The organism is Mycobacterium sp. UM_CSW (assembly GCF_000455205.1).
Taxonomy (GTDB): Bacteria; Actinomycetota; Actinomycetes; order Mycobacteriales; family Mycobacteriaceae; genus Mycobacterium.
In genome coordinates this window covers 35,588-48,264 of the sequence record NZ_AUWQ01000124.1, presented here as the reverse complement: position 1 = coordinate 48,264, position 12,677 = coordinate 35,588, and the positions used below count along the sequence as shown (strand labels likewise).

Sequence of the window (12,677 nt, the reverse complement as noted above, 5' to 3'; positions counted from 1 at the left end):
GGTCCAGCTGGGCCTGATACCGAAGCTCCGGTTACGCGCGGACGACACGGGACCGTGATCGCCATGAGGCCATGCCGCTCCCTCGTCAGCGATAACACCGCGGGGGGTGCACCCGAGATCATCGCGGCCATTGCTGCGGCGGCAGCCGGGCAGGCACCGCCCTATGGCACCGACAGTTGGACGTCCAGCGCCCGGCGCCGCTTCAGCGAGGTCTTCGACCGCGACGTCGATCTGCTCCCCGTTTCCACCGGCTCGGCGGCGAACGCATTGAGCTTGGCCGCGCTGACCCCACCATGGGGCGCCGTGCTGTGCCACCGCGACAGCCACATCAACAACGACGAGTGCGGCGCCCCGGAATTCTTCACAGGGGGCGCCAAACTCATTGCCCTGGGCGGGGATAACGCCAAGATCGACGCCGACGAGCTGCAGGCCGCGGTGCACCGCAAGGTCGGGGACATGCACAGCGTGCAACCCGCCGTGCTGAGCCTCACCCAGTCAACCGAGACCGGCGCGGTATACACCCCCGCCGAGATCGGACGCCTGGCCTCCATCGCGAAGCGTGCGGGCCTGCGCGTCCACCTGGATGGGGCCCGCCTGGCCAACGCCGTCGCGGCGTTGGGCTGCAGCCCCGCCGAACTGACCTGGCGCGCCGGCGTGGACGTGTTGTCCTTCGGCGCCATCAAGAACGGGAGCATCACCGCCGATGCGATCGTCGTGTTCGACCGCTCCCTGACCACCGAACTGAGTTTCCGGGCCAAGCGCGCCGGACAACTCGCGGCCAAGATGCGTTTCGCCGCAGCCCAACTCGACGCCTACCTCGCCGACGACCTGTGGCTGCGAAATGCCTTGCACGCCAATGCCATGACCGCGCGGCTCTACGAGGGTCTGAATTCCATTGCCGGCGCCCGCGTTGCGGGCACGCCGGAGGCGAACATCCTCTTCTGCCGCCTGCCCCAGCAGGTCATCGACGGACTGCTCGAGCAGGGCTACGACTTCTACCACGGCCGGTGGGAACCGGGTGTCGTCCGTTTCGTCACCTCCTTCGCCACCGCGACCCACGTGGTCGACGAACTCGTCGACGCGGTCCGCCGACTCACCGCGGCCGCAATCCAGGAAAACCGGCCGAACCGGTCTCGAACGCAGAGATCAGCCAACGGCCGCCGAGCTGAGGTGGCGTGTATGGGAAGTGTCCGATGATCGAGATGGCCATCGTCGGGCTCGGCGCATGGGGCCTTTGCGTCCTCGAGCGCACGGTGAGCCGGGCCCGGCGGGTCAACACGCCGGTGCGGGTGCACGTGATTGAGCCCGCTCAACTCGGAGGCGGCGTCTACTCCGCCGAGCAGCCCGACTTCCTGGTGCTCAACAACGCCTGCGGCCAGCTCTCCCTTTACGTCGCGCCCGACGGGGACCCGCTGCCGCCCTACGCGGTGGGACTGCATCCGTGGGCGGTGGTCCGCGGCTACCGCTGGATGGGTTACGAATGCCGCATCGGCGCCGGGGGTGACCCCATCCTGCCCACCGACTACCTGCCGCGGCGGTTGATGGGCGAGTACCTGGTCTGGTTCTACGACACGCTGGTGTCCTACGCCCCGCCCAACCTCGAGATCGTCCGGCACTACGCGGCGGCCGTCGACATCTCGCCGGCCCTCCACGGGCGGGAGGAGGTGCTGCTCGACAACGGCACCACCCTCACCGTCGACCACGTGGTGCTGACGTCGGGGCACACCTGGAACCACGAGCGCGGGGCCGACGGGGGCGTGCGCTACCTGCAGCCCTACCCGATCGAGTGCCTCGATCGCAGCGCTCCGGCGGGATCCTCGCTGGCCGTGGCGGGCATGGGCCTGGTCTGCTTCGATGTCCTGACCGCCCTCACGGTCGGACGAGGCGGGACCTTCGTGGACCGGTGCGACCGGGGTGACCGAATGCGGTATGTGCCCTCGGGCAGCGAGCCGACCATCACGCTTTACTCGCGCTCGGGCGCGCCGTACTGCGCCAAGTCGGCCACGGGCGTCGACCCCTACGGCCAGTACCAGCCGGTGGTGTGCACCACCGAGGAGTTTGCGGCGCTGACCAATCCGGGCGGATCGCCGGTGCGGCGGCATGTGGACTTCCGGGCCGAGCTTCTCCCGCTGATCTTCGCCGAGATGCAGGCGCGCTACTACATCCAGGCCGCCTCGCGGGCCGGGGGCGACGTCGAGTCCACCGAGGTCCGCTCCGTCCTTCGGCAAGGCTGGCTCGACGGACACTACGAAAAGGTCGTCGACGGTCTCGAGCCGCGCTACGGCCGCTTCGATCCGGCCACTCACCTCTTCGCCGGGTCGGACCGCCACTACACCTCGGCCGGTGACTACCAGAGCCAGGTCTACGACATGATCGACGACGACCTCACCGAGGCCCTGCTACCCGGGGGCAGCCCCGTCAAGGCGGCCCAGGAGGTGCTGCGCATCCTCCGCGACAAGCTGCGTTCGGTCATCGAGTTCGGCGGCCTCTCGCTCGACTCCTACGTCGAATTTCAGTCCAACGTCCGGGGCCGCATCAACCGGCTGGAGGCGGGCGTGCCACCCATGCGGTCCCAGCAGTTGCTGGCGCTGCTCGACGCCGGAGTGGTGCGGATCCCGCTCGGGCCCAGCCCGGAGCTGGCCGCGTGCGGCGACGGCGTCCGCCTGAGCTCCACGGCCCTCGACGAGCCGACGGCCTTGACGGCCGACGGGGTGGTTCGGGGCTACCTCGACATGCCCTCGCTGGCCCGGTCGGGCTCGCCCCTGCTGAACCGTCTGTACGCCAAGGGCAGGCTGACCCAGCTCACCTACGGTGACACACCAGTGGGCAGCGTGGCCATCAACGAGGACTTCCACCCCTACGACACGGAGGGCCGGCTCCAGCCCAACCTCTCCTTGCTGGGCGTGCTCACCGAGGGGGTGCGCTACTTCACCCACTACCTGCCCTCACCCCGCAGCCGACTGCGGGCCGTGTACGACGCGCAGGACTGCGTCGAGGCCGTGATCGGCTGAGCCCATGACGGATTCCCCGACCGGACGACCGCGGCCGCTGGTGGCGGTCGGCTACGGGCCGCGTTGCGTCCCCGTGATGCAGCTGGCCGAAGCGGCCGCCGGCCTGTGCGACCTGCTGTGGCTGATCGACACGGCAGTGCCGGGGATGGGCGAGATGGTCGATCTCCTCAACCGATTCGGCCCCGTCGTCGACCTGGAGGGCATGAGCGCGGAGCAGGCGGTCAAGATTCTGGGCGACTGGGAGCCCGACGGCATGACCACCTACCTCGACGCCGGCATGGTCGAACTGGCCCATGTGGCAGAGGGGCTCGGCCTTCCCTTCCACAGCCCGGCCACCGCCGCCGCCCTCACCGACAAGGCCCGCCAGCGCCGGGCCCTGGCCGACGCCGGCGTCGAGATCCCCCCGTGCCACCTCATCCGCCCCGACCAGTCCGAGCGCGAGCTGCGGGCCGTCGAGGCCCAGGTGGGCTGGCCCGCCGTCCTCAAACCCCGCTCGGCTCAGGGCAGCCGCTGCACCTTCCTGGCCCGCGACGGCGCCGAACTCGAGAAGCTGCTGAATGCGCTCGGCCCGGGCCGCCGCGACATGGTGCTCGAGGGCTATCTGGCCGACGATCCGGCCCGGGCCGGCGGCCCCTACGCCGGCTACGTCTCGGTCGAGAGCGTGGTGGCCGACGGCGTCGTCAGCCACCTGGCCCTGACCGGCCGCTTCCCGCCGGCCGAGAACTTCCGCGAGACGGGGTTCTTCATCCCCGCCGCGCTCGACGCGGAGAGTCGTTCGGCCGTCCTGGACCTCGCCACCCGCGCCATCGACGCCCTCGGGGTACGCACCGGGTGCCTGCACACCGAGGTCAAGTTCACCCCCGACGGCCCCCGCATCATCGAGGTCAACGGGCGGCTGGGCGGCGGTGTGCCCGAGATGCTGAAGCGCGCCGCCGGCATCAGCCTGCTCGACCTCACCCTGCGGGTGGCCCTGGGCGAGCCGGTCTGCGTCGAGGGACCGGTGGCCACCGACCGCATCGGCTACCGCTTCTTCCTCCAGCCGCCGACCGTCTCGGCCACCGTGACGTCCATCGAGGGCATCAACGACTTCAGCGACCAAGCCGGAGTGGACACGGTGAGCGTCCACCAGCGCCCGGGCGCCTCCCTCGACTGGCGGGACGGCTCCGGCAACCACATCGTCGCGGTGGTCGGCTCGGCCGACGACGAGGAGCAGTTGCAGGCGGCCTACCGGCTCCTCCACCAGGAGGTCACCGTCACCTACACCGATGTCAGGCATTGACGGCGATGGGCGTTCAACTGGCAGGGGACCTCGATCCGACCGACGGGATCGAGGGACCGGCGCGCTGGACGTGCGCCCTGGTCAACAACATGCCGGATGCCGCCTTCGGCGCCACCGAGCGACAATTCATGGGGCTGCTGGGCGCCGGGTCCGGGTCTGACACGGTCGCCGTCACCCGTCACACCATGGTCGGGGTGCCGCGGGGGGAGCGGATCCGCGCCCGCATCGCCGCCGATTACCGACCCCTCGAGGACATCATTTCGAACCCTCCCGGCCTGCTGATCGTGACCGGGTCCAACCCGATCGAGTCCCGTATCGAGGACGAGCCCTACTGGTCCGATCTGCACGGCCTGCTGAAGTGGGGGAGCGAGAACGTGCCCGCCATGGTGCTGTCCTGCCTGTCGGCTCATGCCGCCCTGGCCGTCTTCGACGGCATCGAACGGACCACCCTGCCGGTCAAGTGCACGGGCGTCTTCGCCCAGGAGGCCGACCGGTCCCATCCCCTGGCAGCGGGCTTGGACGGTCCCCTCGTCCTGCCCCACTCCCGGCTCAACGCCGTGCCCGCCGAGACGGTGGCGGCCGCCGGCTACGCGGTGGCATTGCAGTCGGCCGAGGTGGGGTGGAGCGTGGTCAGCAAGACGGTGGGGATTTCCCAGGTGGTGCTGTTTCAGGCGCATCCCGAGTACGACCCGTCGAGCCTGGTGCGCGAGTACGGTCGGGACGTGCGGCGCTACGCCGCCCGCGAGCACGACGAATTGCCCTGCCTCCCAAGGGATTGCGTGACCGGCCCGGACTGGGACGGTCTTCGCCGGCTGCATGAGCGGGTGATAGGTGGCGAACGGGACCCGGCCCTGGTGGCTGCTTTCCCCTTCGACGAGATTGGCGCCCGCGCCCCATGGCGGTGGCGGGGCGCGGCCCTGTGTATGTACGCCAACCTGTTGGCGACGATCTGAGAAGAGGAGGGCGGAGAGGATGCACGACGAGACCATCGCAATCCACGGTGGCTACACCGCCGACGGGACGCGGGCCGTAGCCGTCCCCATCTACCAAACGGTGGCCCACGACTTCATCAGTGCCGAGCACGCGGGTGCCGTGCTCGACCTAGAGACGCCGGGCTTCCACTACAACCGGCTCAACAACCCGACACTCGACGTCCTCGAGCAGCGCATCTGCGCCCTGGAAGGGGGGACGGCGGCCCTGGTGGTGGCTTCGGGCATGGCCGCCGTCAGCTACGCCATCCTGACGGTGGCCACTGCCGGCTCGAACATCGTCGTCGCCCCCCAGCTCTACGGGGCCACCTTCACCTACTTCGCCCACGTGCTGCCCACCCTGGGCATCAAGGCCCGCTTCGCCGCCGACGACCGGGCAGAGTCGATCGCCCGCCTCATCGACGGCGACACCCGCGCCGTCTTCTGCGAGACCATCGGCAACCCGGCGGGCAACATCGTCGACCTCGAGGCCGTCGCCGCCGTGGCGCACGCGGCGGGCGTGCCGTTCATCGTGGACAACACGGTGGCCACACCGCTGATGCTCAAGCCCTTCGAGCACGGGGCCGATGTGGTCGTCCACTCGCTGACCAAGTTCGTGGGCGGCCACGGCACCACCCTCGGCGGGGCCATCGTGGACGGCGGCCGGTTCCCGTGGGCCGACCATCCCCACCGCTTTCCCCTGTTCAACCGGCCCGAGCCCGCCTTTCACGGCGTCGTCTTCGCCCGCGACTTCCCCGACCGGCCGTTCGCCGTGCGGGCCCGCTCCATCCAGCTGCGCAACAGCGGCGCCACCCTGTCGCCCTTCAACGCGTTCATGCTTCTGCAGGGCCTCGAGACGATGGCCGTGCGGCTCGAGCGCCACGAAGCAAACGCGCGGGCGGTGGCCGATTACCTGGCCGCCGACGACCGCGTGGCCTGGGTGAGCTTCGCCGGCTTCCCCGACCATCCCTACCACCACCTCGTCGGGCGCTACCTGCACGGGCGCGTGCCGTCCATCGTCACCTTCGGGGCCGAGGGCGGCTACGAGGCGGGACTGGCCTTCTTCGATGCCCTCCAGCTCGTCAAGCGGCTGCTCAACCTGGGCGACGCCAAGACCCTGGCCATCCATCCGGCGTCGACCACGCACCGCCAGTTGTCCGAGGCGGAACTGGCGAAGGCCGGCATCCGGCCGGAGACGATCCGGCTGTCCATCGGGATCGAGCACATCGACGACATCATCGCCGACATCGATCAGGCGCTGGACAAGGCTATGGCCGGCTGAATCAGCTGGGGTCGAACTGCCGGCACTTCCCCCTCGACAGCCGCTCGATGAATTCCACCTCGCGCACCCGGACATCCGAGGTCGGCCCGCCGTGCCGGCGAAGCAGGTCGACCAGGTCGGTCTGTAGGCGCTGCAGGTCGGAGGAACCGTCGGTCACCACCGACACGTCGAGACCGTGCTGCGCCTTGCCGACGGAGAAGTTGGCGACACCGGGGGTGGCCACGACGGCCTGCTCGACGGCGGCGCGCGGCACCCGAGCACCGCCCTCGTATTCGAAGGCTCCGTTGATCCGGCCGTTGACGGAGAGGATGCGGCGGTGGGCGCAGCCGCACGGACAGGGTTCGTCGGACATCGTCACGGCGTCGACCATGTCGTAGCGGATCAGCGGTTGGTCCAGGTTGAACAGGTTGGTCAGCAGCATCCGATCCGCGGGTTGCCCGAATGGCACGACGTTGCCGTCGGCATCCGCCGGTTCGAGAATGACCAGATCGTCCGCGACGTGCATGCCCTCTCCGACGCCGCACGGAAAGGCGTAGGTCCCCTCCGAGCAGCCCCAGAACTCCGAGGCCTCGATCCCCCACGCGGCCCGAACCGCCTCTCGCACCGGCGGCGTGCAGAGCTCCCCGGCGACGCTCACCCAGGTCGGTTCGATGGTGAGCCGGCCGTTCATCGCCTCCAGGGCCAGCTCGCGGATGAGGCTCGGCCACCCTTGCAGCGCCTGCACCGCGGGACGGGCGTTGTTGAGGCGGTCGACGATCTTGTCCAGGGGGAGCGTGGCATCGCAGCAGTGCGAGGTGGGTCCGCCGCTCTCAAACGTGCTGAAGGCGTAGAAGATCCCGGATTCGTGCTTGGGGCTGCAACTGAAGCACTGCGCCAGCACCGCGTCCGGGTCCTCGCCGCGTCGCCCGGTCCAGCGCGAGCCTTGCATCACGAAGGTGACGAACGCGTCCCAGCCGTAGACGTGGAGTGACGGGGCTTGGACATACCCCGACGTGATGATCGCCCGGTACTGGCCGTCGAGGTAGCCGTCCCCGCTCAACTCGTCGAGGTGCTGTTGGACCCGGGCACGCGTCAACCCGGGGACGGTGACCAGCCGGTCGAACTCCTCCATCATTTCGGCCTTGGTCAGGATCGGCAGCGAGGGGAGGTCGGCCTCGGTGAAATTCGCCAGATCGTGCCCCGCCAGTCGTTCCCGCCAGAACGGCGAATGTTCGGCGGCGTAAACGAGTAGCTCCCGAAGCCGCCGTTCGCGCTCCGCGGCGAGCCGCCCGGCGTCCCAGCGCAGCCGGCGGACCCCCTGCAGATACGTATCTTGCAATTGGGCACGCTGGCGCCGGACCAGCTGTTCGTACGTTTCCCCCGAGGCCGTGCCAGTTGCGCTCGCCTCCACGCGGCGATCGTAGCCCAGGCACCGGGTTCAAATACTGTAGTCAGGCCATTTCCGTGTAAACGACTTGCAACGACCGCTCAGGCCCCGGTGTTCGGCGGAGACAGGCCGGCCTCCTTCAGCAGCCGTCGCTCGTCCACCTTGCTGGACGAGGTCAGGGGCAGGTCGGCCACCAGGACGAATTGATCGGGCAGCATCGTTTCGGGGAGCCGTTCGCTGGCGGCCGAACGGACGGCGATCGGGGTGAGTTCGCCGTCCGGCACCACGAACGCGACGACTCCCAGGTCGCCCTGCAGGTCGAAGGTCGTGCACGCCGCCGATGCCACCCCGTTCAGGCCACCGAGCGCCTCGGTCACCTCGACCAGGGACAACCGCACGCCATGTCGCTTGATGACGCGGTCGGAACGCCCCATATATATGTAGTTGCCCCGGTCGTCGCGGAAGGCGAGGTCACCGGTGCGGTAGACGGTGGATCCCTCGACGACGTCCGTCCGCAGCACGGCCGCGCTCAGCACCGGGTCGTTCAGGTATCCGGCCATGAGCTGCAGCCCGCCGATGTACAGCTCGCCGACCGCTCCGGTGCGATCGATCAGGCCGCCGCGCTCGTCAACAAGGTGAAACGAACTCCCGCTGTGCGGATGACCGATCGGTACCGGTCCCGCGTCGAGCAACTCGGGCGTCAGTTCGAGATGCGCGACGGCGATCGTCGTCTCGGTCGGGCCGTACCGGTTCACCACCCGCAGTCCCGGACTGGCGGCCCATACCGCCCTGATGTCGGCGCTGGACGGCGCCTCGCCGCCCAAGGCGATCACCCTGAGCGCGGTGTCGGCCAGCCGATCGAGCCGGCCGCTGGCCCGGAGTAAGCGGAGGTAGCTGGGGGAGAAGCTGGTCGCCGTGATGCCCTCGTCGGCGACGATCGAAAAGAACCTGCGGGGGAACAGCAGGGCCTCGCGGTCGGGAATGACGAGCGGGAGGCCCCGCACGAGCGGGGGAAACATGGCGGAGAACGACCCGTCGAAGTGCACGGGCGAAACGCACAGGCACCGGTCGTCCGCGCTGAGTCCCACGGCGTCGGCGCACGCCTGGACCGCGGTGTAGAAGGCCCCTGGGGGGATCTGGACTCCCTTGGGGATGCCGGTCGTCCCCGACGTATAGATGATGTAGGAGACGGGGCCGATCACCGGTTCTGGCGGGTGCCCGTCCGCGGCGCTCAGCTCCGCAAGGGAGGTCCACGGCGTGCCGGCCGGAAGTCCCCCCGGGGGCGCCGTCTGGTCAGGGCCCGCGGTGATCACCTGCGCGGGCCGGCAGTCGGTGACGATCTGCTCGCGGCGGATGTCCGGGTCGGTGATGGCCAGCGGCACGAACGTGACCCCGGCCCACAGGCAGCCCAGCGCCGCCACCACGAAGTCCGCCGAGTTACCGATCAACAGGGCGACCCGATCCCCGGGCGCGACGCCTTTCCGACGCAGGCCGGCCGCGACCGCCCCGGCCGCGGCGCGCAATTCGCCCCGGGTCAACGCGCGGTCCAAGTCCTTGACGGCGGGCACATCCGGGGCCCGCTCGGCGTGGCCCAGCACCGCACCGAGCACGTCGCGTCCTGTCACGCCTTCTCGCGGCTGCTGCACGCTCGCTATTCTCGCTCACCCGCGCAGGTCACGAGGCACGACGCGAAAACTCCTGTCGTCCAGCCGCGCTCGGCTTCCGCGGCCGCGGATTGCCGCAATGTGTCAATATGAACGACGTGAGCGTCCGCACGATCGCTCGTTTCCTCGGCGCCGCGCTACTGACCACCTGCGCGGTGCCAAACGCCGTGATCAGCATGCCTTCGACCGCCGCTGCGGCGCCGTGTCCCGACGTCGAGGTGGTGTTTGCTCGCGGCAGCGATGACCCACCCGGGCTCGGCGTGATCGGGCAGACGTTCGTCGATTCGCTGCGTCCGCAGCTCGTGGGGAAATCCGTCGCGGTGTACGCGGTCGACTACCCTGCGACCAGCAAGAGCAGCGAATTGGCCAGCTCCGCGTCCGCGGGCGCCAAAGATGCGAGCGCCTACGTCCAGTCCACGGCGGCGAACTGTTCGGACACCAGGATGGTGCTCGGTGGATACTCCCTGGGCGCGGCCGTGATAGACCTCATCACCGCGGCGGGTGCGCCACCCGCGGGCTTCGTTCCCGCGCCGATGCCGCCGGACGTGGCTCGCCACGTTGCCGCGGTCGCCGTCTTCGGAAATCCGTGGGATAAATCGCTGCGGGCGTCGCTGACCGCGATCAGCCCGCTGTATGGGGCGAAGACCATCGACCTGTGCAACCCCGGAGATCCGATCTGTTCCGACGGCACGGATTCGTCGGCGCACGTCGGCTATGTGCAGAACGGGATGGTCAATCAGGCAGCGAACTTCGTCGCTGGGCGGATCTAGCCGACCGGCGGGCCGTTCAGGCGCGGCCCATCATCCAGCGAGGCCGGGACCAAAGCTGCCAGTACTCGACGACCTGGTAGCCAAGCCCGCGGTACAGGCGCTCGCCCGGCGGCGACGACTGCAGCAGTGAACCCTTGATCCCCGCGTCGAACTGGGACCGCAGCACGGCGGCCAGCAGCCGCCGTCCGTAGCCCTTCCCCTGGTCGCGTGGCCGGGTGGCCATCGACCAAACCACCAGCAGCCCGTCCTCGATGACCCCGGTGAACATGGACACCATGCGGTCGCCGTCAAAAATGCCCCACGCCCCGAGGTCCGGGTCTTGCGCGGCTTGGACGGGGATGGCCACCGCGGTGGCGGCGTCGGACATGCTGTAGGTATCGGCCAGCAGGGCGCGGGCCTCGGGTAGCTCCTCCTCGGTCAGGGCACGCACACCCGCCCCGTCGACGTCGGGCGGGTCGGCACCCTCGAGCAGCATCAGGGGAAGGGCCTCCACCACGGCCCAGCCGGCGTCGACCAGCTTCTGGGCGGTGGCCAGGCCGGGTCCGGCCAGCATGACGATCCCGGGCTTCTTGAGGTCGAGCAGCGGCTGGAGGCAGTGCTCGACCAGCACGTCGTTGTCGGAGGACTGGCAACAGGCCACGTTGTAGTCAACGCTGATCTCGCCGCTGAAGGCGGTCCACCATTCTTCTTCCACGGTGTGATGGGCCGGCGCGGACCACAGGCGGGCGGCGGCGCCGAGGTGCCGCCTCAATTCGATCGCAGTCCGCGCCATGGCCGTCGATGCTAACGGGACACGCCGTTAATTGCTCGGCAAGCGTGCGCGCTCTACGGCCAGAGCAACGTCTTCGCGCCCGGTGGTGATTAGACCCGAGACCACGCCGTCGATGTCGGCGGCCGACCGATTTTGGCTGAGCTTGAATTTGGCCTCGATCCGGGTGATCGACAATTCCACTCCCACGATGGCGCGCAATTGAGCCTCGACGAACTCTCGCGGCGCGTCGTCGACCGACCATGGTTGCGGTCGCCCGACCTCGTGGCGCCCGGTCAGTTCACGCACATTTTGTTCGACCCAGGCGGGGTCGTCGTGGACGGTGAGTCGCCCGTAGACGTGCGCGGTGACGTAGTTCCACGTGGGCACCACCCGCCCGTGCTCCGCCTTGCTCGCGTACCAGGCCGGGGAGATGTACGCATCGGGTCCCCGCACGATGACCAGGGCCTCGCCGACCGCCGGGCGCCGCCACTGGTCGTTGTTGCGGGCGAGATGCCCCCGAAGCGTCCCCGCGCCCCGGTCATACACGAACGGCAGCATGGTGGCGACGACGCCCTCCGGTGTTGCGGTGATCAGGTCCGCTGCTCCGTGGTGCGTGAGCAGGTCGTCGACGGCCTGCTCGTCGGCAGCGAAATGGGCCGGGATGTACATGTCGTCAAGTATGTCGGCCGCGATTGATGGCCACTACCGCCGCCGCGCGGGCGAAAATGCCGCAGCGAGGCGACCGACGCATTCACATTCAGTTCGTCTGCGGCCGACCGGATTTCTGATGCGGTATGAGAACTTTCCGCATAACGCGGTCACGTTTGCGGCGGTACAGTACGACACTGGCTAATAGGTTGCATTACGGCAGAAATTGGAGGACCAGCGCGATGCAGGACCGAATCCGTGACGTCTTAGCTGCCCATGGTCGGATGGCGGTCGATCCGCGTGAGGTGGACGACCAGGCCGACCTGTACGAGCTGGGCCTGACGTCGCACGCGTCGGTCAATGTCATGCTCGCGCTCGAGGATGCGTTCGGCGTCGAGTTCCCCGACGAAGTGCTCAAGAAGTCCACCTTCGCCTCCATAAGCAGCATCGAGCGGGTCGTCGACGGCCTGGTCAACTCGTCTTCCTGACGCGCTGACTGCATGATCAATGTGCCGGGCGAGCTTGACGGGCGCCGCGTGCGCACCGGATGCGACGTCGTGGCCATTGCGGATGTCCGGGACTCGCTGGCGGCGTTCGGGGATCGGTACCTGCACAAGGTTTTTACGGCGAACGAGATCGACGACTGCCGGGGCCGCGATCGGGTGCCCGGACTGGCGGCCCGGTTCGCGGCCAAGGAAGCGGTGATCAAGGCGTTCGGGGAACCCGACATGCCGTTTCCGCTGCGCGAGATCGAGGTGGCCCACGACGGTCCGCTGCCGCTACTGCGCCTGAGCGGAACGCTCGCCGAGCGGGCGCAACTGCAAGGCTGGCTCAGCTCGTCGTTGTCCCTTTCGCACGCCGATTGCCACGCGATGGCCGTCGTCGTCGTGGTCTGCGGCCCCGCCGAGGCCGGCTAGGGACTTCGGGCATGCGCGGGC

Annotated in this window: 12 protein-coding genes; 8 read left to right on the top strand and 4 right to left on the bottom strand. The window is 69.1% G+C overall.

Annotated elements, in window-relative coordinates:
- The first annotated feature begins 63 nt into the window (after positions 1-63).
- From N415_RS28480 to N415_RS28460, 5 genes are read left to right on the top strand one after another with little or no spacing between them, the layout of a single operon-like run.
- Positions 64-1,197 carry a beta-eliminating lyase-related protein gene (locus N415_RS28480; protein WP_081665582.1) on the top strand — a complete coding sequence of 378 codons (1,134 nt, stop codon included), beginning with the start codon at positions 64-66 and terminating at the stop codon, positions 1,195-1,197.
- Entirely contained in the window at positions 1,194-3,011 is a 1,818-nt protein-coding gene (locus tag N415_RS28475; protein WP_068189086.1) for an FAD/NAD(P)-binding protein, read from the top strand. The genes N415_RS28480 and N415_RS28475 overlap by 4 nt, the downstream gene beginning before the upstream one ends.
- 4 nt (positions 3,012-3,015) lie before the next feature.
- Positions 3,016-4,290 carry a hypothetical protein gene (locus N415_RS28470; RefSeq protein WP_068189083.1) on the top strand — a complete coding sequence of 425 codons (1,275 nt, stop codon included), beginning with the start codon at positions 3,016-3,018 and terminating at the stop codon, positions 4,288-4,290.
- Between the two features lie 5 nt (positions 4,291-4,295).
- A complete protein-coding gene (locus N415_RS28465; RefSeq protein ID WP_068189080.1) occupies positions 4,296-5,243 on the top strand; it encodes a homoserine O-succinyltransferase in 948 nt (315 codons plus the stop codon).
- 19 nt (positions 5,244-5,262) lie between these two features.
- Positions 5,263-6,540, top strand: a complete 1,278-nt coding sequence (locus N415_RS28460; RefSeq protein ID WP_068189078.1) for an O-acetylhomoserine aminocarboxypropyltransferase/cysteine synthase family protein — start codon at positions 5,263-5,265, stop codon at positions 6,538-6,540.
- A 1-nt stretch (position 6,541) separates the two neighbouring features.
- On the opposite strand, the gene N415_RS28455 is transcribed toward N415_RS28460, so the two are convergent.
- Both N415_RS28455 and N415_RS28450 read right to left on the bottom strand, forming a co-directional pair.
- Entirely contained in the window at positions 6,542-7,930 is a 1,389-nt protein-coding gene (locus N415_RS28455; RefSeq protein WP_068189076.1) for a phenylacetate--CoA ligase family protein, read from the bottom strand.
- A gap of 77 nt (positions 7,931-8,007) precedes the next feature.
- Positions 8,008-9,552, bottom strand: coding sequence for an amino acid adenylation domain-containing protein (locus N415_RS28450; protein ID WP_081665581.1), 1,545 nt, complete (start codon positions 9,550-9,552; stop codon positions 8,008-8,010).
- 107 nt (positions 9,553-9,659) lie between these two features.
- On the opposite strand from N415_RS28450, the gene N415_RS28445 reads away from it, so the two are divergent.
- Entirely contained in the window at positions 9,660-10,340 is a 681-nt protein-coding gene (locus N415_RS28445; protein WP_068189068.1) for a cutinase family protein, read from the top strand.
- Between the two features lie 16 nt (positions 10,341-10,356).
- Here the strand turns inward: N415_RS28445 and N415_RS28440 are convergent, their stop codons facing one another.
- The gene (locus tag N415_RS28440) at positions 10,357-11,112 is read right to left on the bottom strand and encodes a GNAT family N-acetyltransferase (protein ID WP_068189065.1); all 756 of its coding nucleotides are present in this window, start codon (positions 11,110-11,112) and stop codon (positions 10,357-10,359) included.
- Positions 11,113-11,139: 27 nt separating this feature from the next.
- A complete protein-coding gene (locus N415_RS28435) occupies positions 11,140-11,760 on the bottom strand; it encodes an FMN-binding negative transcriptional regulator (protein ID WP_068189062.1) in 621 nt (206 codons plus the stop codon).
- Positions 11,761-11,981: 221 nt separating this feature from the next.
- Between N415_RS28435 and N415_RS28430 the strand changes: the two genes are divergently transcribed.
- Positions 11,982-12,227: an acyl carrier protein gene (locus N415_RS28430; RefSeq protein WP_068110477.1), complete on the top strand. Its 246-nt coding sequence runs from the start codon at positions 11,982-11,984 to the stop codon at positions 12,225-12,227.
- A gap of 12 nt (positions 12,228-12,239) precedes the next feature.
- Complete coding sequence (locus N415_RS28425; RefSeq protein WP_068189060.1) at positions 12,240-12,656, top strand: 4'-phosphopantetheinyl transferase superfamily protein; 417 nt, start codon at positions 12,240-12,242, stop codon at positions 12,654-12,656.
- The last annotated feature ends 21 nt before the right edge of the window (positions 12,657-12,677 follow it).